Here is a 21,503-nt window from a genome sequence, read left to right on the forward strand (position 1 = left end):
GCGGTTGCGGCTTTCTGTCTGATGCCAATTGTGCAGCGTGGCTGATGACGTCATCGCGAGCAGGCTCACTCCTACAGTGGAACGCATTCCAAATGTAGAAGTGAGCCTGCTCGCGATTGGGCCGGTACAGGCGAAGAAGATCTGTGATCAGACCGCCCGGATCACATGTTTGATTTCCTGAAAAGCCTCCAAGCCCCACGGTCCCAATTCGCGGCCGATGCTGCTTTGCTTGTAACCGCCCCACGCCGTCTGCGGGAAGATCACCTGCGGCGCGTTGAGCCACACCAGTCCCGCTTGCAGGGCATTGGCGACACGGTCGGCGGTTTCGGCGTTACGCGTCACCACCGTGGCGACCAGGCCGAACTGACTGTCATTGGCCAGCGCAATCGCCTCGGCTTCGCTGCTGAAACTGCGCACACACAGCACCGGCCCGAAGATCTCTTCGCACCACAGCGCACTGTCCAGAGGCACTTGGGTGAAGATCGTCGGCTGCAAAAAATAACCGCGCGGCAGATGCGCCGGACGATTGCCGCCGCACACCAGCTTCGCCCCGGCACTCAGGCCGCGATCGATGTGCCCGAGCACGCGCTGGTATTGCGCCTGATTGACCAGTGCCCCCATCTCCACATCCGGGTCGAACGGGTCAGCGACGCGAATCGCCTGCGCACGTTTTTGCAGACGCTCGAGGAATTCATCCGCCAGTTCATCGGCAACCAATACGCGACTGGTGGCCGAGCACATCTGTCCGGCGTTGAAGAAACCGCCGCCACAGGCCAGTTCGACAGCCAGTTCGAGATCGGCGTCGTCGAGCACCAGGAGCGAAGATTTGCCGCCCAGTTCCAGGCTCACGCCCTTCACCGTTTCCGCCGCGCGCCGCATCACTTGCACACCAACCGCATTGCTGCCGGTAAAAGAGATTTTCGCGATTCGCGGATCCGCCGACAGCGGCGCGCCCACCGCCAGGCCGGTGCCGCAGACCAGGTTGAAGACGCCGTCGGGCAAACCGGACTCGGCGATGATCGACGCCAGTTCCAGTTCCGCCAGCGGCGTGACCTCCGACGGTTTCAGTACGACGCAGCAACCGGCCGCCAGCGCTGGCGCAAGTTTCCAGGCGGTGGTGACCATGGGGAAATTCCACGGCACGATCAGCCCGACCACGCCGCACGGTTCGCGGCGCCGGCGTGCACTGAAGTCATCGCTGGGCAGCGCCACAGGGCTGTCCTGTTGTGCATCGAGGCCTGCGGCGAGTTCTGCGTAATACTCGAAGGTGGCGATCACATCGTCGACGTCGATGGCGGCTTCAAACAGCGGTTTGCCGTTGTTGCTCGACTGCAACTTCATCAGGTGGTCGCGACCGTTGCGCACGCCGTTGGCGATGTTGCGCAGGATCGCCCCGCGCTCGGCGCCAGTGGTTTGCGACCAGTGCCTGAACGCTTCGGTCGCCGCGCTGATCGCTTGATCGACGGCCTGCTCGTCACCGCCATTGACCGTGGTCAGCAGCGCTTCGCTGGCCGGGTTGATCACCCGCAGATGTTCGCGACCAGCCGACCATTGGCCGTTGATGAAGAGGCCGTCGAGTGTGATTGGAAAACTGATCATGGGGCCACCGCCTGCATCCATTGGGTCTGGTCGATTTCGATTAACGTCGGGCCCTGGCGATCACTCGCGGCACGCAGCGCGCTTTGTAATTGTTGAACTGAGCCGATCGCTTCGGCAGCACAGCCCAACGCCTTGGCGACGCCGATGAAGTCCGGGGTGTAAATGTCGACACCCACCGGTTCGATCGCACGGTTGACCATGTATTTCTTGATTTCCTCGTAGCCCTGGTTATTCCACAGCAGCACGATCACCGGCGTGCGCGCTTCGACAGCGCTGGCCAGTTCCGGCAGGGTGAATTGCAGACCGCCATCGCCGATCAGGCACACCACTGGTGGTCGAGCGCCGGTTTCCACGCTGCCGCCGAGCCACGCACCGATGGCGGCGGGCAACGCGTAGCCGAGGGTGCCGTAGCCGGTGGATGAGTTGAACCAGCGCCGCGGACGCTGCGGATTGAACGTCAGGTTGCCGGTGTACACCGGTTGTGTGGAGTCGCCGACGAACACTGCGTCGGGCAATTCGTGCAGTACGGTTTGGAGAAAGCGCGTCTGCGTCAGCGTCGGCGCATCCCAGCTCGCGGCCAGCTCCTCGCGCAGACGCGCAGCGCGCACCTGGCCCCAGTCGTTGCGGCGTTCGGCCAGCGCCTTGTGTGACAAGGCGCTGAGCAATGCCTGGGCGGCGTTGCGCGAATCGGCAACCAGCGCGACGTAGGGCGGATAGTTGCGCACGGTCTGATCGGCGTCGATGTCGATACGCAGCAGCTTGCCGGCAATCTCGAAGCCGCCGGCAAAGGTCACGTCATAATCGGTCTCGGCCAGTTCGGTGCCGATCGCCAACACGACATCGGCCTCGGCGACCAGCGCGCGAGTGGCCACCAGGCTTTGCGTCGAGCCGATCAGCAGGGGATGAGCGGACGGCAACAGGCCTTTAGCGTTGATAGTCAGCGCGACCGGCGCGTCGAGCAACTGCGCCAGCTCGGTGAGTTCGGCAGCGGCATCGATCGCACCGCCACCGGCGAGAATCAACGGTCGTTGTGCGCCGGCCAGCAGCTCGGTCATGCGGCTCACGGCGGCGGGTGCGGCACCCGCGCGGTCGATGCTGACCGGGACGCTGGCGAGCAGCTCATCGGCTTCTTCCACCAGCACGTCCAGCGGGATTTCGATGTGCACCGGACGCGGACGCCCGGCCTGGAACAGGGCAAACGCGCGGGCGAGGACGCCGGGCAATTCGCACGCCGACATCAGTGTGTGGGAGAACGCTGCGACACCGCCGACCAGTGCGCTCTGGTTCGGCAGTTCGTGCAGCTTGCCGCGCCCGCCGCCCAACTGACTGCGCGACTGCACACTGGAGATCACCAGCATCGGGATCGAATCGGCGTAGGCCTGGCCCATGGCGGTGGTGATGTTGGTCATGCCCGGCCCGGTGATGATGAAGCACACACCGGGTTTGCCGCTGGTGCGCGCGTAACCGTCGGCCATGAAGCCGGCGCCTTGCTCATGCCGAGGCGTGACGTGGTTGATCGTCGAACGGGCCAGCCCGCGATACAGCTCAACGGTGTGCACCCCAGGAATGCCGAACACCTGCTCGACGCCATAATTTTCCAACAGCTTGACCAGTACTTCGCCGCACGTTGCCATTAACTTGCCCTTTCATTCACTGAAACACCCCCTGCGGGAGCGAGCCTGCTCGCGAATAGGCGGTCCAGCCAATATCCATGTCGAGCTTGAAGCAGCCTTCGCGAGCAGGCTCGCTCCCATAGGGTCCGTGGGAGTGCCCATTGGAACGGCGCGCAGCTAGCGGCAACAATCGATTAAAAGTCATACTAGCCATGTCCTCACGTCATACCTTGGATCCCCATGAAACGATTGCCGCCCCTCCCCGCCCTGCATACGTTTCTGATCACCGCGCAGTGCTGCAACTTCACCCGGGCCGCCGAGCAACTGCACATCACTCAGGGCGCGGTGAGCCGGCAGATCGCCGGGCTGGAGGATCATCTCGGTTATCCATTGTTCATTCGTCAGGCTCGCGGCCTGGCGTTGACCGCCGAAGGTCGCGAGTGGTTGCCACGGGTGGAGAAGGTCTTCGGCCTGATCGGCGAAGCCACCGAGCAGATCGGTGTGCAGCGCGAAACTCTGCAACTGAAGGCGCCCAGCTGTGTGATGCGCTGGCTGTTGCCGCGCCTGTTGCAATGGCAAAAGGAGCGTCCGGACGTGCCGGTCAAGCTGACGGCATCACTGCAACACAGCGTGGATTTTCAGCGTGAGCCATTCGACGCCGCGGTGATCTATGGCCCGCCGCCGGACAATTCGCCGGGCGCGTTACACCTGTTCGACGAGCAACTGACACCGGTCTGCTCGCCGCAATTGCTCGAAGGTTCGCCCGCGCTGAATGCTCCGCAGGATCTGCAGGAACATTTGTTGCTGCACCCGACCCATGACCTTCAGGACTGGTCGGTGTGGCTTGAGGCGGCGGGGTTGCGACTGGGTAATCTGGGCAGCGGCCAGCACTTCGAAACGCTGGATCAGGCGATGTCGATGGCGTCTCACGGCACGGGCGTGGCGATCGGCGACTGGTCGTTGATAGGCGATGATTTGCACGCCGGACGGCTGGTGATGCCGTTTGATTTGAAGGTGAAGACGGGGCTGGCGTATTACGTGGTGGTGCCTGCCGGCGCCGAGCCTTCGCCGCCGTTGGAAGAGTTGATGCTCTGGCTGGTCGAGCAGGCTCATTTGCGCTGAGCACACAAATCCTTGTAGGAGTGAGCCTGCTCGCGATAGCGCCGGGTCAGCCACCGCTGGTGTGAAAGATCCATCGCTATCGCGAGCAGGCTCACTCCTACAAATGAAGCGTGCCTGGTCTTAGTAACCGACGGTATAACGCTGCCGCGAATGCTTCGGTGTTTCCACCTCGTCAATCAACGCAATCGCGTAATCGGCAAAGGTAATCCAGCTGCGCCCCTCGCCACTCACCAGCAGGTGGTCCTGGCCGACACGGAAGGTGCCGCTGCGCGCACCTTCGACAAACTCTGCCGACGGCGACAGGAACGTCCAGTCCAGTTCATTTTCCTGACGCAACGCCTCAAGAAACGCGCCCCCCGCGCTGGCTTCCGCTTTGTACTCGGCGGGGAAACCCGCACTGTCGATCACCCGCGTGTCGTCCGGCAACAATAGCGAACCGGCACCACCGACCACCAGCAAACGCTTCACCCCCGCCTGTTTCACTGGCCCGACAATCGCCGACGCCGGCACAGTGGCGAAATGCGCAGCGGTGATCACCACATCGTGACCGGCCACCGCGTCTTGCAGCGCCGCGGCATTCAGTACATCGACATTTTTGCTGACCACACCGGCGCGGGCGCCGATCTTCGAGGTGTCGCGGGCGATGGCCGTAACGCTATGGCCGCGGCGCAGGGCTTCTTCCAGCAATTGGCTGCCGGCACGTCCGGTGGCACCAATGATTGCGATCTTGCTCATGACATTCTCCAGTTGGCTTGAGAGTGCTGCGTTTTCAACAATGGGCTTACCAGCGCATTTCGCCCTTGGCGACTTTCGCGCTCAATTCCAGCGAGCTTTCTTCGCCGAGTTGCGGATAGCGTTTTTTCATCGCCGCGATCAGCGCGGCTGCGTCTTTGGCCGTGGCAGTTTCGGCATCGAAGGCCGTGATGTAATCGGCGGTGAATTTCACGCTGGCCAGCGAGCGGCTGCTGTCGCCCAAGTAGTGGCCCGGCACGACGGTTTTCGGTTTCAGGGTTTCGATCGTTTGCAGGGTGTGCAGCCAGTCGGCGTGGGATTGCGCGGTCTGCGTGTCGGCCATCCACACATGAATGTTCTCGGCGACGACCACGCCACCGACCACGGCCTGGAGCGACGGAATCCACACGAAGCTGCGGTCCGGCTGCTTGCCGTCAAGGCCGATCACCTGCAATTTCTGTCCTTCGAGCATCAGGCTGTCGCCCTTGAGCACGTCCGGCACGATGGTTCTTGCCGGCACGTCAGCGCCCATTTTCGGGCCCCAGAAGGCGAGTTTGCCGGCGACGGTCTGCTGGATGTGATCCACGGTCGGCTGCGATGCGAGGACCTTGGCGTCCGGGAAGGCGCGGGTCAGGGTGTCGAGGCCAAAGTAGTAGTCCGGGTCGCCATGGCTGATGTAAATGGTGGTCAGGTGCTTGCCGCTGGCGCGAATCTTTTCCACGACCTGTTCCGCCTGGGCCTTGCCGAATTGCGCATCGACCAGAATGGCCTCTTTCTCGCCACTGACCAGCACCGAGGTCACCGGAAAAATCGCCGCAGCGCCCGGGTTGTAGACGTCCAGGCTCAGGTTGGCTGCTGCGGCATGCGCCGCGAACCCCAGCGAGGCGGTGGCGAGCAGAACGCGTTTGAAAAAGGTCAAGCCGATCATGGGGTGCTCCGAGGTCCAAATGCCGTGTCTGGCGATGGGACAGAGCTTAGTTGCCTGACTCAGTACAAAAAATGCGATGCTTGAACATAGTTTGTTTCTGAAAGCGGGCAAATCATGGATCGTCTCCAAGCAATGCGGGTGTTTGTCACTGTCGTCGATCTGGGCAGCCAATCGGCGGCGGCCGATCATCTGGAACTGTCGCGGCCGGTGGTTTCGCGTTATCTGGCGGAGCTGGAAGACTGGGTCGGCGCACGCCTGATGCACCGCACCACGCGCAAATTGAGCCTGACCGCTGCCGGCAGCGAGATCCTTCCGCGCTGCCGGCAGATGCTCGATCTGTCCAGCGACATGCAGGCCGCCGTCAGCGAACCCGAGGACACCCCGCGCGGGCTGCTGCGGATCAGTGTCAGCACCTCGTTCGGCCAGGCGCAACTGGCCGATGCGATGGCGGCCTACGTTAAACGCTATCCGGGCGTCAGCATCGATCTGCAAATGCTCGACCGCACGGTGAACCTGGTGGATGAGCGCATCGACCTGGCGATCCGCACCAGCAATGATCTCGACCCCAATCTGATCGCCCGACGCCTGACCGCCTGTCGCTCGGTGATCTGCGCGGCGCCGGCATATCTTCAAGAACATCCGACGCCATCACGGGTCGAGGAACTCAGCCGCCATAACTGCCTGACGCATTCCTACTTCGGTAAAAGCCTGTGGCATTTCGAAGAGGATGGCGAACCCGTTTCGGTGCCGGTACAGGGCAACATCAGCGCCAACGAAGCCAGCACCTTGCTGCGCGCTACCCTCGCTGGCGCCGGCGTGGCGATGCTGCCGACCTATCTGGCCGGCGTGCCTATTCACAACGGTGAACTGCTGCGCTTGCTGCCCCATGCCGAGCCGCGGCAGCTGAGCATCTATGCGGTCTATGCCTCGCGCAAACACATGCCGGCGGCGCTGCGCAGCATGCTCGATTTCCTGGTTCAGCGTTTTCCCGAAAATCCCGCCTGGGATGAAGCTGCAAGCGTCAAGCTACAAGCTGCAAGTTGACTGCATCACGACAACTTGTAGCTTGCAGCTCAAAGCTTGCAGCTGCGCCTGCCTGACCTATGCTGAAAGTAATACCGCAAGGTAGACGTTCAGAGGTCGAACACCATGAACATCAAAACAAGAAGATACGTCGCGATTTTCATCACCTGCGCTGCCACGCTGGCGCTGTACGGCACCGCTGCCTGGCGGGTCGAGCAGTTGCGACAACTGCCCCGCGAATACGCCAGTTGCAACTATGAGCGGTGTATTCCGCACAATGCGACGCTCAACGCACTGCGCTGATTTTCAACTGTAGGAGTGAGCCTGCTCGCGATAGCGGTGTGGCTGCCAGAGTTGATTTGACTGACACTCCGCTATCGCGAGCAGGCTCACTCCTACAGAGGGTCCGCCGCGACGCACAAATTATTGCTCGGCCTTCAACCGGTCGCGAAACGCCTTTGGCGAAATCCCCACCCGCCGCCGGAACAGGCGCGTGAAGTTGGTCGGATCGGAAAATCCCAACAGCTCCGACATCTCGTAAATCGTCATGCTGGTGTAGGTCAGCAGGCGCTTGGCTTCCAGGAGCTGGCGCTCGTGCATGATCTGCAACGCCGGCTGCCCGGCCAGTTCCCGGCAGGTGCCGTTAAGGTGCGATACGGAAATGCCCAGACGATGGGCGAGGTCTTCGACCTTCACATGCTGGCGATACGTCTCTTCTACCAACTGGATAAAGCCATTGAGGTATTCGCGCTGGCGTTGCGGCCGCTGGCTGGCCTTGTGCCGAACGATTGCCTGACGGCTGACCCAGACCATGATCACACTGACCAGCGCATGCATGAGCATTTCCCGCGCCGGTTGATGGCCGTTGTACTCGGCCTGCAGCGCTGTAAACAGGCTGTTGAGGTAATCGCCGTCAGCGCCGGCCGGGTAGTGTTCGGCGCGGGCCAGCGCCTGCACCGAATCGCCCAGTTGCGCCTGCAAGTGGTTGATCAGCGGTGTGGCGAGGGTGACGATGAACCCTTCGACATCTTCGGAAAAGCGAAAGCCGTGCACCGACAACGGTGGCAGCACTTGAATCGCCGGGGTTTGAAGCTGCGTGCACTGCCCTTCGATTTCGAGCTGCGCCTGCCCCTTGAACACGAACAGCAACTGGCACAGGTCCGCGTGGCGGTGGGGTTTGATTTCCCATTGATGTTCGCGGCTGCGCGAGGAAATGGTTTCACAGTGCAGCAAGTCAGGGGTCGGCCAGTCGAGGCTTTCACCGTAGAGCTTGAACACGGGAATCGAAGGCAGGTCAGGCTTGTTCATCACTTCAATCCAGGCCTCGGGGTTATGGGCGATAATCGCACCGATTGGCAGAAAGTACAGGTATCGGCTCAGTTTTCACCTTCAATTGACAGACCCGCAAGGGAAAAATGCAAGCACTCGATCCATAAATATCATTCACCGGTGTTTGCCGCGTGAAGCTTGCGAGTCATAAAAACAATGAAAACGCTGAAAACCCAAGTCGCCATTATCGGTGCCGGTCCGTCCGGTTTACTCCTCGGTCAGTTGCTGCACAACGCCGGGATCGACACGCTCATCCTCGAGCGGCAGACACCTGACTATGTCCTCGGCCGCATCCGCGCCGGCGTACTTGAACAAGGCATGGTAGAGCTGTTGCGGCAGGCCGGCGTGGGTCAGCGCATGGACGCTGAAGGTTTGGTTCACGGCGGATTTGACCTGGCCCTGGACGGGCGACAAGTGCACATCGACCTGCACTCGTTGACCGGCGGCAAGCGCGTGATGATCTACGGTCAGACCGAAGTCACCCGCGACCTGATGGCCGCTCGTCGGGAGGCCGGGGCGACGACGATTTACCAGGCCGGCAACGTGGTTCCCCACGGCATGAGAAGCGACGAGCCGTTCGTCACCTTCGAAAAGGATGGCGAAACCTGGCGCGTCGATTGCGATTACATCGCCGGTTGCGACGGTTTTCACGGCGTCGCCCGGCAGTCGATTCCTGCCGATTGCCTGAAGGTGTTCGAGCGGGTTTATCCGTTCGGCTGGCTGGGCATTCTGGCCGACACGCCGCCGGTCCACGACGAACTGGTCTATGCCCGCCACGAGCGCGGATTCGCCTTGTGCAGCATGCGTTCGGCCACGCGCACCCGCTATTACCTGCAAGTACCAGCCGACGAACAGGTCGAAAACTGGAGCGATCAGCGCTTCTGGGATGAGCTGAAAAAGCGCTTGCCCGTGGCGCTTGCAGAAAAACTGGTGACCGGCCCGTCGATTGAAAAAAGCATCGCACCGCTGCGCAGCTTCGTCGTCGAGCCGATGCAGTACGGGCGCCTGTTTCTCGTCGGCGATGCGGCGCACATCGTTCCGCCCACCGGCGCCAAGGGCTTGAATCTGGCGGCCAGCGACGTCAGCACGCTGTTCAATATCCTGCTGAAGGTGTACCGCGACGGCCGCAGCGATCTGTTGCACAAATATTCGGAAATCTGCCTGCGCCGGGTCTGGAAAGCCGAGCGGTTTTCCTGGTGGATGACCTCGATGTTGCATCGGTTCGAGGAGCACGATGCGTTCAGCCAGCGCATCAGTGCTTCGGAGCTGGACTACTTTGTCAGCTCCGAAGCCGGGCGAAAAACCATTGCAGAAAATTACGTCGGGCTTCCATACGAGGCTATCGAATAGCCTGCTATCGACTTATAGTGGCAAGCACTCACCCGCTCGCCCTGCCCGCGCGGGTCAATCACTGCCCGCAGGTTTTCCGTGACCACTCTCAATCAGCCTGAAACGCCTAAACCGGCCATTCGCAGCGTGCTGGTCGCGCTGATGATGGCAATCTTTCTCGGCGCGCTGGACCAGACCATCGTCGCCGTGTCGATGCCGGCCATTTCCGCGCAATTCAAGGACGTCAGCCTGCTGGCCTGGGTGATTTCCGGGTACATGGTGGCGATGACGGTGGCGGTGCCGATCTACGGCAAGCTCGGCGACTTGTACGGGCGGCGCAAACTGATGCTGTTCGGCATGGGGCTGTTCACCCTCGCCTCGCTGCTCTGTGGCGTGGCGCAAAGCATGGAGCAATTGGTGCTGGCGCGGATTGTTCAGGGCATCGGCGCCGGCGGGATGATTTCGGTGAGTCAGGCGATCATCGGCGACATCGTGCCGCCGCGTGAACGCGGACGCTATCAGGGCTACTTCAGCAGCATGTACGCGGTGGCCAGCGTGGCCGGCCCGGTGATGGGCGGTTACATGACCGAATACCTGTCGTGGCGCTGGGTGTTTCTGATCAACCTGCCGCTGGGCCTCGGCGCCTGGTGGGTGGCGCGGCGTAACCTGCGCGGCTTGCCGATTCCGCAGCGCAAACCGGTGATCGATTACCTCGGCACGGTGCTGATGATCATCGGCCTGACGGCGCTGCTGCTCGGTATCACCGAGGTCGGTCAGGGACATTCGTGGCGCAGCCGTGAAGTGCTCGGATTGCTGGCCTGTGCGGTGCTGGTCCTGGCGATATTTGTCTGGCACGAACGGCGGGCGCGGGAACCTTTGTTGCCGATGCACCTGTTCGCCAACCGCAACGCCCTGCTGTGCTGGTGCACGATTTTCTTCACCAGTTTCCAGGCGATTTCATTGATCGTGTTGATGCCTCTGCGCTTTCAAAGCGTCACCGGTGCTGGCGCGGACAGCGCGGCACTACACTTGCTGCCATTAGCGATGGGACTGCCGATCGGCGCCTATTTTGCCGGTCGCCGCACCTCGATCACCGGGCGCTACAAACCACAGATCCTCAGCGGCGCGATCCTGATGCCGATCTCGATTCTTGGCATGGCCTTCAGTGCGCCAGAGGCGACGCTGCTCAGCGGCTTGTTCATGTTGCTCAGCGGCATTGCCGGCGGCATGCAGTTTCCGACCTCGCTGGTCGGCACGCAGAATTCGGTGGAGCAACGCGACATTGGCGTGGCGACCAGCACCACCAACCTGTTCCGCTCACTGGGCGGCGCGATGGGCGTGGCGCTGATGTCGGCGCTGTTACTGGCGCTGCTGCAGGACTCAGGTTTTGCACAGCTGGCAGGCAGTTCGCTGATGAGCGAAGGGCATTCGGGCAACGTCCTGCTGGACGGCCTCAACGCTGCGCCCGGCGACGCGCAGAACGCCTTGCGCGCGGCACTGCTGGTGACGTTCCGGCATTTGCTGTGCGTCAGCGCGGCGGTGTCGCTGCTCGGTCTGGCGGCGGCCATTGCCATGCCGAACAATCTGCTGCGCGGGCGCGAGCACGGCGCGAAATGAGCCTCCTGTACCGATCGTTCCCACGCTCTGCGTGGGAATGCCTCAACGGACGCTCTGCGTTCGGCTTGGAAGGGACGCAGAGCGTCCCGGGCTGCATTCCCACGCAGAGCGTGGGAACGATCAGACAGGGTAAGGTGTTTCGCTCAAGGGCTGTAGTAACCCACCGCGACGAGGAAATGCCCGACCTTCTTCAGGTACGCATGCTTGTCCTCGACCTTGCCGGTCACCGGGTTTTTCCAACGGTATTCGTATTCGCCTTCATCCTGCTTGCCGATCAACGCCAGAATCGGCTCGCCCACCGGTTTGCCTTGCGGATCCTTGACCTTGCCGAAGTCGGTGTTGATCAAGCGCAGGTTGGTGCCGTGAGCAACGTAACGCCGAGTGTTGAGGTCGACGACGAACACATACAGATCATCTTGCAAGTAACCGCCCTTGAGCGAGTTGATCGCGATCAGCGTGCCCTTCTCGTCCTTGGTGAGATCCGTCGCGGCTTTATCCAGCAACGCCCTGGCCTGTTCGGCGGAAGCCCGTGGCAGGTAATAGCCCACCGCCAGAATCCGCTGGCCGACACGCTGATAAAACACATGCTTGCGCTCGACCTTGCCGTCGGCCCAGTTTTGCCAACGGTACTCGGCCTGCTGAATGCCGTTGCCTTCCGGCACTTTCAGCGCCTCCTTGAAAGCTTTTTGCAGATCCGGCCCGAGCACTTCGCTGACATCGCGGCCAATCAACGCCGACGACGGTCCGCCGCTGGCGAGCATGACGCCTTTGGTGTCGAGCACGAACACGTAGCGATCCTTGTCGACGAACTCACCCTGACGGCTGAACGCGGCAAAGGCCTTGTCGCCGTTTTCGTGATAGTAAGCCAGGGCTTTCTCCAGCAAGGCGATGGCGGCCTGGCTGTCGTTCTTGTCGGTGGTCGCGGCGCTGGCCTGGCCAAAACCGGCGAGCAGCATCAGGCCGAGCCAGGCCACTTTATGCAAAAACCCCATAGCGCATCCCTCGTTCTTGTTGGTGTTTCAAGAGCGTAGTCGGCTTGGGGTTGGACGGCAGTTGAAGATGAATCCAGAAGTTGCCGCCTCCCCCTTTGTGGCGAGGGAGCTTGCTCCCGCTCGGCTGCGGAGCAGTCGTCAACCCTGAACACGTGTATTGGCTGAAGAGACATAAGGAGCGCTTCGCGCTCCAGCGGGAGCAAGCTCCCTCGCCACAGGAAATCCAGCTCGCCGAAACGGCTTTACAAACCTTACGGGCGGGCGTTGATCTGCTGCTGCAAATTCTGAATCTGCGCCTGCAATGTATTGAGGTTGCGGGTCATCTGCGCACGGAACGCATCGAACTCAGCCGTATTGCCGCCTCCCGGCGGAGTCGCCGGGCGGTTGTCTTGCTGGCTTTTGAGCACGACGATGTCCTGCTCCAGACGATCAATCGCTGCACTTGGATTGCCCTGCTTCTTCAGCGCGGCGATATCGGCGCCAAGGCTCTTGAATTGCACGTCGAAGGCTTTCAACTGCGCATCGACCTTGCTGGTATCGGCCGGGGTGCTTTTGATCGCCGCCAGTTCGGCGCTGAGCGCTTTGACCTGTGCCTGCAATTGAGCATTGGCGTTCTGCTGTTCGGTGGTCTGCGCGGTCATCTGCGCCAGGCGCTTGTCCAGATCGCTGGCCTGCCCGGCCACGCCCTGCTGCTGTTTGCTCTGATCAAGCAGCTTGCCCTCGAGTTGCCTGATCTGCAATTTCAACGCTTCGCTGTCGCTGGTGACGTTGGTCTGGCTGGCCACCACCTTGCCGGAAATATCCTGCAGACGTCCGGCCGCTTCTTCGCTGATGCGCGCAAAGCTCTCCTGGGTCGCGACCAGTTGCTGCTCCATCAGGGAAATCTGCTGGAAGCTCCACCACGCCAGGCCGACGAAAGCGAAGAACAGCGCCCCAACCAGTGCCCACAGCGGCCCGGTACTGGCGGCCTTGACCTTGACCACAGGCGCGCTGCGCGAGCGCACGGCGGTACGTGCGTCGGGCGCAATGTCATCGTCGTCGAAGGGGTCGGCGCGCAGGCTCGGCACGTTATCGAAATCGTCGTCGTGGGCATCGTTACGCATGGACATTGAGGCAACCTTTGTGAAACGCGGTGATGGCTAAATGCCGCGAAGTATAACCGCCGCAGCCGCAGGCATTGACCCCCAACCGGCGGCGCGGTTCATTGCCGGCCAGCCGATTCGTTTCAACCGGTTTCAGCGAACGTCCTGGGCTTTCCACCAGCCGCAGAACTCGTCGAGGGCCGTCCACAGGCTGACTTTCGGATCGTAGTCCAGATAATGCCGGGCGCGGCTGATGTCGAGGGTGAAATTTTTGTGCATGACCTGCATGCCCAGCCGCGACAGCGTCGGCTCCGGACGCCCCGGCCACAGTTTGCACGCGCCTTCGTTGAGCGCCGCGACGCTGTAGGCCAGCGCGTAGGACCGATACCGGCTGACCTGTGGCACCTCCATCCTGCGCATCACGTAATTGACCACATCCCACAGCGGCACCGGCGCGCCGTTGCTGATGTTGTAGGCCTTGCCCAACGCCGAGCCTGCGGCCAAGAGACTGCTGAGCATGGCTTCGTTGAGGTTCTGTACGCTGGTGAAATCGACTTTGTTCAAGCCATTGCCGATGATCGCCAGTCGGCCCTTGCGCTGCATGTTCAGCAGGCGCGGAAAGATGCTCATGTCGCCGGCACCGGTGACGAAGCGCGGGCGCAAGGCAATGGTTTCGAGGCCGAATTCCTGCGCACCGAACACCTTTTGTTCCGCCAGGTATTTGGTCGCCGCATAAGGATGCCTGAAGCGCTTGGGCACTTGTTCTTCGGTCAGATTGAAGTGGTCGCGGCCATCGAAATAGATCGACGGTGACGACAGGTGCACCAGGCGCCGCACCCGTCGCTTCAGGCACGCCTCGACAATGTTTTCGGTGACTTGCACGTTGCCCTGATGAAAATCTTCGTAACGGCCCCACAGCCCAACGGCGCCGGCACAATGCACCACGGCGTCGACGTCGCTGCACAGGTCGCGCGCCAGCCCCGCATCGGTCAAGTCACCGGGGACGAACTCGGCGCCACGGCGCACCAGATGCTCGACACTCTCGGCCCGGCGACCGTTGACCCGCACCTCCAGGCCCTGCTCCAAAGCGAAACGCGCAAAGCGTCCGCCAATGAAGCCGCTTGCGCCGGTAACCAAAATTTTCATCAAAAACTCCAGGAAAGCAGCTGCAAGCTACGAGCTTTCAGCTGCAAGTTGAAACGGTGCTTGTTCTTACCGCTTGCAGCTTGACGCTTGCCGCTGCATTCAAGCCACTAGCCATTGCCTGGATGAGCGCACCAATTGCTCGGTCAGTTGGTTGAGCAACTGCCCGCCGTTGCGCCAATGATGCCAGTACAACGGCACATCGATCGGTTTATCTGGCAACAATTCGCGCAGCACGCCGCGTTGCAGTTGCTCGCGTACTTGCAGCTCCGGCACCAGGCCCCAGCCGAGCCCGGCTTCCGTCAGGCGGATGAAACCCTCCGAGGACGGGCACAAATGATGCTCGAAAGCGCCATCCACGCCGAGGGCAGCGAGGTAACGATGCTGTAGAAAATCGTCCGGGCCGAACACCAGTGCCGGGGTGCGTGGCAGCTGTTCAGCGCGCACGCCCTCAGGAAAATGCCGTTCGATGAACGCAGGGCTGGCCAGCGCGCGATAACGCATCGCCCCGAGCAACACGCTGCGGGCGCCGGCCACCGGCCGTTCACTGGCACACAGGCAGGCGGCCACTTCGCCAGCACGCATGCGTTTGAGGCCGACGGTCTGGTCCTCGACGATCAGGTCGAGCAGCAAATGCTGTTGCGCGCAAAAGTCGCCCACCGCTTGCGCCCACCACGTTGCCAGGCTGTCGGCGTTCAAGGCGATGCGCAAACGCTCCGGCAGCCCCTCCTCGTCCAGTGCCGGCACCAAAGTCTGCAAGTCACGCTCAAGCAAACGCACCTGTTGCACGTGGTTGAGCAGGCGCCGGCCGATCTCGGTTGGCGCCGGAGGCGTGCCGCGAATCAACACCGGCTGACCGACACGTGCCTCCAGCAGTTTGATCCGCTGTGAGATCGCCGATTGCGACAGGCCAAGAACCTGCGCGGCCCGTTCGAAACCGGCTTGCTCGACCACCGCGGCCAGGGCGGAAAGCAATTTGTAGTCGAACATCAGTTTTCCTAATGGGCGATCATCAATATTGGTTTTTCTTATACAGCGATCACCCAGAGAATAGCCAGCAAGCACTCTCTCAAGGATTCCTTTCATGGCCGGCGAAACCTCACTCTCAACGCTGCTGCGCAGCATGAGCCCGCAACTCAACAGCGGTGAATACGTGTTCTGCACCTTGCCCGACGCTCAGTTGCCAACCGGCCTGGAGCTCATCGGCAGCTTCCGTGAACAGGAAGGCCTGACGGTCATTCTCAAGCGCTCCGACGCCGAACAGGCCGGTTTGAGCTTCGACTACGTCGCCGCGTGGATCACCCTGAACGTGCATTCGGCGCTGCAAGCGGTGGGCCTGACCGCCGCCTTCGCCACGGCATTGGGCGAGGCTGGCATCAGCTGCAACGTGATCGCCGGTTACTACCACGACCATTTGTTTGTCGGCCAGGCCGACGCCGAACGCGCCATGCACGTGCTGCGCGACCTCGCAGCGAACGCGGAGTGAACCTTATGTGGCAAAGCTATGTGAACGGTCTGTTGGTGGCGTTCGGGCTGATCATGGCGATCGGCACGCAGAACGCTTTTGTGCTTGCCCAGAGCCTGCGCCGCGAGCACCACCTGCCGGTGGCGGCGCTGTGCGTTGTGTGTGATGCGCTGCTGGTCGCCGCCGGGGTGTTCGGTTTGGCGACGATCCTGGCGCAGAATCCGACATTGCTGGCGATTGCCCGCTGGGGCGGCGCGGCGTTTCTGATCTGGTATGGCAGCCAGGCACTGCGTCGGGCCTGCGCGAAACAGAGCCTTGAGCAAGGTGAAAACCAGACCGTGCGCTCGCTGCGCGCAGTAATGCTCAGCGCTTTGGCGGTGACATTGCTCAACCCCCACGTTTATCTCGATACGGTATTGCTGATCGGCTCGCTTGGCGCGCAGCAATCGGTACCCGGCGCTTATGTGGTCGGCGCGGCGAGTGCATCGCTGCTGTGGTTTTTCACCCTGGCACTGGGCGCGGCATGGCTGGCGCCGTGGCTGGCCCGCCCGAGTACTTGGCGCATCCTCGATCTGCTCGTGGCACTGATGATGTTCACGGTTGCGGGACAGTTGATAGTGGCCTCGTGATTTATTCCAAAGCGCTCTGGAACCTCTATCCCACACAGTTGTTGCGTGGTTAAGCCGCAACCCCGGTGCTATGATCCGAACCCTGCGCCGCAAAGAGTAAAAACTCGCCGGTGCATTTCTGGCCGCCCGTGATCGGCCTTGCGCTCACCGCAACAGACCTGATTAGGAGAATCATCATGGCTTTCGAATTGCCGCCGCTGCCTTACGCACACGATGCCCTGCAGCCGCACATTTCCAAGGAAACCCTGGAATTTCACCACGACAAGCACCACAACACCTACGTCGTGAACCTGAACAACCTGGTGCCAGGCACTGAGTTCGAAGGCAAGACCCTGGAAGAAATCGTCAAGACTTCCTCGGGCGGCATCTTCAACAACGCCGCTCAGGTCTGGAACCACACCTTCTACTGGAACTGCCTGGCGCCAAACGCCGGCGGTCAGCCAACCGGCGCACTGGCAGATGCCATCAACGCAGCCTTCGGTTCGTTCGACAAGTTCAAGGAAGAGTTCAGCAAAACCTCGATCGGCACCTTCGGTTCCGGCTGGGGCTGGCTGGTGAAAAAGGCTGACGGTTCCCTGGCCCTGGCCAGCACCATCGGCGCCGGCAACCCGCTGACCAGCGGCGACACCCCGCTGCTGACCTGCGACGTCTGGGAACACGCTTACTACATCGACTACCGCAACCTGCGTCCAAAGTACGTTGAAGCGTTCTGGAACCTGGTCAACTGGAAGTTCGTCGCTGAGCAGTTCGAAGGCAAAACCTTCACCGCTTAAGCTGCGCGCCAGACAAAAACCCGGCTTTGCCGGGTTTTTTTTATGCCCGCGCCGGGTGATTATCCTACGCCAAAAGCAGCTTCGCGCCGTTTGCCAAGGCGTCACAGCGCACTACCATCAGTCAAAAATATCCTTCGCTGCGCTCAAGTTGAGGGCGACCATTACCGACACAGTGAATTCAGAGCTAATACTCCAAAGGCAGTATGGCGGCCAAGACCTCAGTCAAATCCTGCTCGGCCCGATTGTCCCTTTGACTGCTACCACGGGATTGCCAATACTCATGGCAACCTGACGCTACCCGCACGGAACAAGGAATACCCCTTTGAAGCTGGAACTCAAGAACAGCTTGTCGGTGAAGTTGCTCCGGGTCGTGCTCCTGTCGGCATTGATCGTCGGCGTAGTCTTGAGCTGCGCGCAGATTGTGTTCGATGCCTATAAAACCCGCCAGGCGGTGGCCGGCGACGCCGAACGCATCCTCGACATGTTCCGCGATCCCTCGACCCAGGCCGTTTACAGCCTGGACCGGGAAATGGGCATGCAAGTGATCGAAGGCCTGTTTCAGGATGATGCAGTGCGTCAGGCGTCCATCGGCCATCCCAACGAAGCCATGCTCGCGCAGAAATCCCGCGACCTGCAGCATTCCAACAGCCGCTGGCTGACCGACCTTATTCTTGGCCAGGAACGCACCTTCACCACCCAATTGGTGGGGCGCGGGCCGTACAGCGAGTATTACGGCGACCTGAGCATCACCCTCGACACGGCCACCTATGGCGAAGGATTCATCGTCAGCTCGGTGATCATTTTCATTTCCGGGGTACTGCGCGCGCTGGCCTTGGGGCTGGTGTTGTATCTGGTCTATCACTGGCTGCTGACCAAACCGCTGTCGCGCATCATCGAGCACCTCACCGAGATCAATCCGGATCGTCCCAGCGAACACAAGATTCCACAGATCAAGGGCCACGAAAAAAACGAGCTGGGACTGTGGATCAACACCGCCAACCAGTTGCTCGAGTCCATCGAACGCAACACCCATCTGCGTCACGAGGCGGAAAACAGCCTGCTGCGCATGGCCCAGTACGACTTCCTCACCGGCCTGCCGAACCGCCAGCAGCTGCAACAACAACTGGACAAGATTCTGGTCGACGCCGGCAAGCTGCAACGACGCGTCGCCGTGCTGTGCGTAGGGCTGGATGATTTCAAAGGCATCAACGAGCAGTTCAGCTACCAGACCGGCGACCAATTGCTGCTGGCCCTGGCCGATCGCCTGCGCGCCCACAGCGGACGCCTGGGCGCCCTCGCCCGCCTCGGTGGCGACCAGTTCGCGCTGGTGCAGGCCGACATTGAGCAGCCGTACGAAGCCGCCGAACTGGCACAAAGTATTCTCGATGACCTGGAGGCACCGTTTGCCCTCGACCATCAGGAGATCCGCCTGCGCGCGACCATTGGCATCACCCTGTTTCCGGAGGACGGCGACAGTACCGAGAAGCTGTTGCAAAAAGCCGAGCAGACCATGACGCTGGCCAAGACCCGGTCGCGCAATCGCTATCAGTTCTACATCGCCAGCGTCGACAGCGAGATGCGTCGCCGCCGTGAACTGGAAAAAGACTTGCGCGATGCGTTGATCCGCGACCAGTTCTATCTCGTCTATCAGCCGCAGATCAGCTACCGCGATCACCGCGTGGTCGGCGTCGAGGCGCTGATCCGCTGGCAGCACCCGGAACATGGCCTGGTACCGCCGGACCTGTTCATTCCGTTGGCCGAACAGAACGGCACCATCATTGCCATCGGCGAATGGGTGCTCGACCAGGCTTGCAAGCAATTGCGCGACTGGCACGACCAGGGCTTTGTCGACCTGCGCATGGCGGTCAACCTGTCGACCGTGCAACTGCATCACGCCGAGTTACCGCGAGTGGTCAACAACCTGTTGCAGATGTACCGCCTGCCGCCGCGCAGCCTCGAACTGGAAGTCACCGAAACCGGCCTGATGGAAGACATCACCACCGCCGCCCAGCACCTGCTGAGCCTGCGCCGCTCCGGTGCGTTGATCGCCATCGATGACTTCGGCACTGGCTATTCATCGTTGAGCTATCTGAAAAGCCTGCCGCTGGACAAGATCAAGATCGACAAGAGCTTCGTCCAGGATCTGCTTGACGACGACGATGACGCGACCATCGTTCGCGCGATCATTCAACTGGGCAAAAGTCTGGGCATGCAGGTGATTGCCGAAGGCGTGGAAACCGCGGAGCAGGAGTCTTACATCATTTCCGAAGGTTGCCATGAAGGTCAGGGTTATCACTACAGCAAACCGTTGCCGGCGCGGGAGCTGACGGCTTATCTCAAACAGGCCCAACGCAGCAACGCGGCGATTCTTTAGAGATCAAAAGACCGCAGCTTTTTTATAAAAGCAAAGATCGTCCAATCGCGGCCCGAGCCTTCGGCAGCTCCTACATTGAAATGCGTTCCCCCTGTAGGAGCTGACGAGTGAAACGAGGCTGCGATCTTTTTGATCTTTAAGCGCAAATAAGAAATATTTCCAGACACTCCCTTTACACATAATGCGAAAGATTTGCATTATGTCGCAGTTTCGCGCGCCCCCGGCGCCAGTCCACTCAACTACCGAAGCAGGATGTTCGCCATGATTCGTATGCCTCTGGCTACCGCCAGTCTGCTGGCCATCGCTATTTCCCTCGCCGGTTGCGGCGAAGGCAAGGACAAAGAAAAAGCCTCAGAGATGACGCCGGCTTCCAGCAGCGCTGCTCCAGCCCCAGCCGCTACGCCTGCTCCTGCTGCCGGTAAAGTCGACGACGCCGCGGCCAAGGCTGTGGTCGCGCACTACGCCGACATGGTTTTCGCCGTCTACAGCGATGCCGAATCCACCGCGAAAACCCTGCAGAGCGCCATCGACGCGTTCCTCGCCAAACCGAACGCCGACACCCTGAAAGCCGCCAAGGCTGCCTGGGTCGCCGCGCGCGTACCGTATCTGCAAAGCGAAGTGTTCCGCTTCGGCAACACCATCATTGACGATTGGGAAGGTCAGGTTAACGCCTGGCCGCTGGACGAAGGCCTGATCGACTACGTCGACAAATCCTACGAGCACGCGCTGGGTAACCCGGGTGCCACCGCCAACATCATCGCCAACACAGAAGTCCAAGTCGGCGAAGACAAGGTCGACGTCAAAGACATCACCGCGGAGAAACTCGCCAGCCTCAACGAGCTGGGCGGCTCCGAAGCCAACGTCGCCACCGGCTACCACGCCATCGAGTTCCTGCTCTGGGGCCAGGACCTCAACGGCACCGGCCCTGGCGCTGGCAACCGTCCAGCCTCGGACTACCTGGAAGGCGCCGGCGCCACTGGCGGTCACAACGAGCGTCGTCGTGCCTATCTCAAAGCCGTGACCCAACTGCTGGTCAGCGATCTGGAAGAAATGGTCGGCAACTGGAAACCGAACGTGGCCGACAACTATCGCGCCACCCTGGAAGCCGAGCCTGGCGAAAGCGGCCTGCGCAAAATGCTTTTCGGCATGGGTAGCCTGTCGCTGGGTGAACTGGCCGGCGAGCGCATGAAGGTTTCCCTGGAAGCCAACTCGCCTGAAGACGAACAGGATTGCTTCAGCGACAACACCCACTACTCGCACTTCTACGACGCCAAGGGTATCCGTAACGTTTATCTGGGCGAGTACACCCGTGTGGACGGCACCAAGCTGACCGGCGCCAGCCTGTCGTCGCTGGTGGCCAAGGCCGACCCGGCCGCCGACAGCGCACTGAAAGCCGATCTGGCCGCGACCGAAGCGAAAATCCAGGTCATGGTCGATCACGCCAACAAGGGTGAGCATTACGACCAGTTGATCGCTCCCGGCAACACCGCGGGCAACCAGATCGTTCGCGACGCCATCGCCGCACTGGTCAAGCAGACCGGCTCGATCGAAGCCGCGGCTGGCAAACTGGGCATCAGCGACCTGAACCCGGACAACGCCGATCACGAGTTCTGATCGAAGCGTGCGCGTCAAAAGAGGCGACCTTCGGGTCGCCTTTTTCATACCTGCCGCACCACTGATCCTTGTGGGATCACCACTAAATGTCTGATGTTCATCGCCCCCTGTAGGAGTGAGCCTGCTCGCGATAGGAGAC

The 21,503-nt window shown here is 61.2% G+C and carries 19 protein-coding genes; 10 read left to right on the forward strand and 9 right to left on the reverse strand.

All coding sequences use genetic code 11. From position 1 onward, the window contains the following. Positions 1-147: 147 nt before the first annotated feature. A complete protein-coding gene (locus tag HU743_RS05385; RefSeq protein WP_186647663.1) occupies positions 148-1,596 on the reverse strand; it encodes an aldehyde dehydrogenase family protein in 1,449 nt (482 codons plus the stop codon). Beyond that, a complete protein-coding gene (locus HU743_RS05390) occupies positions 1,596-3,233 on the reverse strand; it encodes a 5-guanidino-2-oxopentanoate decarboxylase (protein WP_186647434.1) in 1,638 nt (545 codons plus the stop codon). Before HU743_RS05390 ends, HU743_RS05385 begins: the two co-directional genes overlap by 1 nt. Before the next feature lie 219 nt (positions 3,234-3,452). Between HU743_RS05390 and HU743_RS05395 the strand changes: the two genes are divergently transcribed. Continuing rightward, positions 3,453-4,334, forward strand: a complete 882-nt coding sequence (locus tag HU743_RS05395) for a LysR substrate-binding domain-containing protein (protein ID WP_186647436.1) — start codon at positions 3,453-3,455, stop codon at positions 4,332-4,334. Between the two features lie 120 nt (positions 4,335-4,454). Here HU743_RS05395 and HU743_RS05400 read toward each other — a convergent pair whose 3' ends face one another. Continuing rightward, positions 4,455-5,069, reverse strand: coding sequence for an NAD(P)-dependent oxidoreductase (locus tag HU743_RS05400; RefSeq protein ID WP_186647438.1), 615 nt, complete (start codon positions 5,067-5,069; stop codon positions 4,455-4,457). A gap of 46 nt (positions 5,070-5,115) precedes the next feature. Next, complete coding sequence (locus HU743_RS05405) at positions 5,116-5,994, reverse strand: MBL fold metallo-hydrolase (RefSeq protein WP_186647440.1); 879 nt, start codon at positions 5,992-5,994, stop codon at positions 5,116-5,118. A 114-nt stretch (positions 5,995-6,108) separates the two neighbouring features. On the opposite strand from HU743_RS05405, the gene HU743_RS05410 reads away from it, so the two are divergent. Further along, complete coding sequence (locus tag HU743_RS05410; protein WP_202883917.1) at positions 6,109-7,038, forward strand: LysR family transcriptional regulator; 930 nt, start codon at positions 6,109-6,111, stop codon at positions 7,036-7,038. A 105-nt stretch (positions 7,039-7,143) separates the two neighbouring features. After that, a complete protein-coding gene (locus tag HU743_RS05415; protein ID WP_178113631.1) occupies positions 7,144-7,320 on the forward strand; it encodes a hypothetical protein in 177 nt (58 codons plus the stop codon). A gap of 120 nt (positions 7,321-7,440) precedes the next feature. On the opposite strand, the gene HU743_RS05420 is transcribed toward HU743_RS05415, so the two are convergent. Then, positions 7,441-8,325, reverse strand: a complete 885-nt coding sequence (locus HU743_RS05420; RefSeq protein ID WP_186647442.1) for a helix-turn-helix domain-containing protein — start codon at positions 8,323-8,325, stop codon at positions 7,441-7,443. A gap of 186 nt (positions 8,326-8,511) precedes the next feature. On the opposite strand from HU743_RS05420, the gene pobA reads away from it, so the two are divergent. Both pobA and HU743_RS05430 read left to right on the forward strand, forming a co-directional pair. Beyond that, positions 8,512-9,696 (forward strand): 4-hydroxybenzoate 3-monooxygenase, encoded by a 1,185-nt coding sequence (gene pobA / locus HU743_RS05425; protein WP_186647667.1) that lies wholly within the window; start codon positions 8,512-8,514, stop codon positions 9,694-9,696. A gap of 78 nt (positions 9,697-9,774) precedes the next feature. Next, positions 9,775-11,292 carry a DHA2 family efflux MFS transporter permease subunit gene (locus HU743_RS05430; RefSeq protein ID WP_186647444.1) on the forward strand — a complete coding sequence of 506 codons (1,518 nt, stop codon included), beginning with the start codon at positions 9,775-9,777 and terminating at the stop codon, positions 11,290-11,292. Positions 11,293-11,435: 143 nt separating this feature from the next. Here HU743_RS05430 and HU743_RS05435 read toward each other — a convergent pair whose 3' ends face one another. The 4 genes from HU743_RS05435 to HU743_RS05450 all read right to left on the reverse strand — a co-directional run bounded on the left by HU743_RS05435 (position 11,436) and on the right by HU743_RS05450 (position 15,499). Next, positions 11,436-12,284: a cache domain-containing protein gene (locus HU743_RS05435; RefSeq protein WP_186647446.1), complete on the reverse strand. Its 849-nt coding sequence runs from the start codon at positions 12,282-12,284 to the stop codon at positions 11,436-11,438. 251 nt (positions 12,285-12,535) lie between these two features. After that, positions 12,536-13,393 (reverse strand): ATPase, encoded by an 858-nt coding sequence (locus tag HU743_RS05440; protein WP_186647448.1) that lies wholly within the window; start codon positions 13,391-13,393, stop codon positions 12,536-12,538. 126 nt (positions 13,394-13,519) lie between these two features. Beyond that, positions 13,520-14,512: an NAD(P)-dependent oxidoreductase gene (locus tag HU743_RS05445; protein WP_186622289.1), complete on the reverse strand. Its 993-nt coding sequence runs from the start codon at positions 14,510-14,512 to the stop codon at positions 13,520-13,522. A 99-nt stretch (positions 14,513-14,611) separates the two neighbouring features. Next, the gene (locus HU743_RS05450) at positions 14,612-15,499 is read right to left on the reverse strand and encodes a LysR family transcriptional regulator ArgP (protein ID WP_186647450.1); all 888 of its coding nucleotides are present in this window, start codon (positions 15,497-15,499) and stop codon (positions 14,612-14,614) included. A 94-nt stretch (positions 15,500-15,593) separates the two neighbouring features. On the opposite strand from HU743_RS05450, the gene HU743_RS05455 reads away from it, so the two are divergent. The 5 genes from HU743_RS05455 (at position 15,594) to HU743_RS05475 (ending at position 21,364) form a co-directional block, all read left to right on the forward strand. Beyond that, positions 15,594-15,995, forward strand: a complete 402-nt coding sequence (locus tag HU743_RS05455; protein WP_186550094.1) for an ACT domain-containing protein — start codon at positions 15,594-15,596, stop codon at positions 15,993-15,995. A gap of 5 nt (positions 15,996-16,000) precedes the next feature. Further along, positions 16,001-16,603 carry a LysE/ArgO family amino acid transporter gene (locus HU743_RS05460; protein ID WP_186647452.1) on the forward strand — a complete coding sequence of 201 codons (603 nt, stop codon included), beginning with the start codon at positions 16,001-16,003 and terminating at the stop codon, positions 16,601-16,603. 176 nt (positions 16,604-16,779) lie between these two features. Beyond that, the gene (locus tag HU743_RS05465) at positions 16,780-17,376 is read left to right on the forward strand and encodes a Fe-Mn family superoxide dismutase (RefSeq protein WP_016773431.1); all 597 of its coding nucleotides are present in this window, start codon (positions 16,780-16,782) and stop codon (positions 17,374-17,376) included. Between the two features lie 322 nt (positions 17,377-17,698). Further along, complete coding sequence (locus HU743_RS05470; protein WP_186550090.1) at positions 17,699-19,750, forward strand: bifunctional diguanylate cyclase/phosphodiesterase; 2,052 nt, start codon at positions 17,699-17,701, stop codon at positions 19,748-19,750. Between the two features lie 261 nt (positions 19,751-20,011). Continuing rightward, on the forward strand, positions 20,012-21,364 hold the full coding sequence (locus HU743_RS05475) for an imelysin family protein (RefSeq protein ID WP_186647454.1): 1,353 nt from the start codon (positions 20,012-20,014) through the stop codon (positions 21,362-21,364). The last annotated feature ends 139 nt before the right edge of the window (positions 21,365-21,503 follow it).

It is taken from the genome of Pseudomonas sp. SWRI99, from assembly GCF_014270125.1.
GTDB classification, from domain to species: Bacteria; Pseudomonadota; Gammaproteobacteria; order Pseudomonadales; family Pseudomonadaceae; genus Aquipseudomonas; species Aquipseudomonas hamedanensis.

What these genes read in the sequence shown, in the direction of transcription:
- HU743_RS05440 (WP_186647448.1), bottom strand. Translation starts at nt 13,393, where the DNA reads ATGTCCATGCGTAACGATGCCCACGACGACGATTTCGATAACGTGCCG.
- HU743_RS05405 (WP_186647440.1), bottom strand. Translation starts at nt 5,994, where the DNA reads ATGATCGGCTTGACCTTTTTCAAACGCGTTCTGCTCGCCACCGCCTCG.
- HU743_RS05460 (WP_186647452.1), top strand. Translation starts at nt 16,001, where the DNA reads ATGTGGCAAAGCTATGTGAACGGTCTGTTGGTGGCGTTCGGGCTGATC.
- HU743_RS05415 (WP_178113631.1), top strand. Translation starts at nt 7,144, where the DNA reads ATGAACATCAAAACAAGAAGATACGTCGCGATTTTCATCACCTGCGCT.
- HU743_RS05420 (WP_186647442.1), bottom strand. Translation starts at nt 8,325, where the DNA reads ATGAACAAGCCTGACCTGCCTTCGATTCCCGTGTTCAAGCTCTACGGT.
- HU743_RS05400 (WP_186647438.1), bottom strand. Translation starts at nt 5,069, where the DNA reads ATGAGCAAGATCGCAATCATTGGTGCCACCGGACGTGCCGGCAGCCAA.
- HU743_RS05465 (WP_016773431.1), top strand. Translation starts at nt 16,780, where the DNA reads ATGGCTTTCGAATTGCCGCCGCTGCCTTACGCACACGATGCCCTGCAG.
- HU743_RS05410 (WP_202883917.1), top strand. Translation starts at nt 6,109, where the DNA reads ATGGATCGTCTCCAAGCAATGCGGGTGTTTGTCACTGTCGTCGATCTG.
- HU743_RS05395 (WP_186647436.1), top strand. Translation starts at nt 3,453, where the DNA reads ATGAAACGATTGCCGCCCCTCCCCGCCCTGCATACGTTTCTGATCACC.
- HU743_RS05445 (WP_186622289.1), bottom strand. Translation starts at nt 14,512, where the DNA reads ATGAAAATTTTGGTTACCGGCGCAAGCGGCTTCATTGGCGGACGCTTT.
- HU743_RS05450 (WP_186647450.1), bottom strand. Translation starts at nt 15,499, where the DNA reads ATGTTCGACTACAAATTGCTTTCCGCCCTGGCCGCGGTGGTCGAGCAA.
- HU743_RS05435 (WP_186647446.1), bottom strand. Translation starts at nt 12,284, where the DNA reads ATGGGGTTTTTGCATAAAGTGGCCTGGCTCGGCCTGATGCTGCTCGCC.
- HU743_RS05475 (WP_186647454.1), top strand. Translation starts at nt 20,012, where the DNA reads ATGATTCGTATGCCTCTGGCTACCGCCAGTCTGCTGGCCATCGCTATT.
- HU743_RS05390 (WP_186647434.1), bottom strand. Translation starts at nt 3,233, where the DNA reads ATGGCAACGTGCGGCGAAGTACTGGTCAAGCTGTTGGAAAATTATGGC.
- HU743_RS05455 (WP_186550094.1), top strand. Translation starts at nt 15,594, where the DNA reads ATGGCCGGCGAAACCTCACTCTCAACGCTGCTGCGCAGCATGAGCCCG.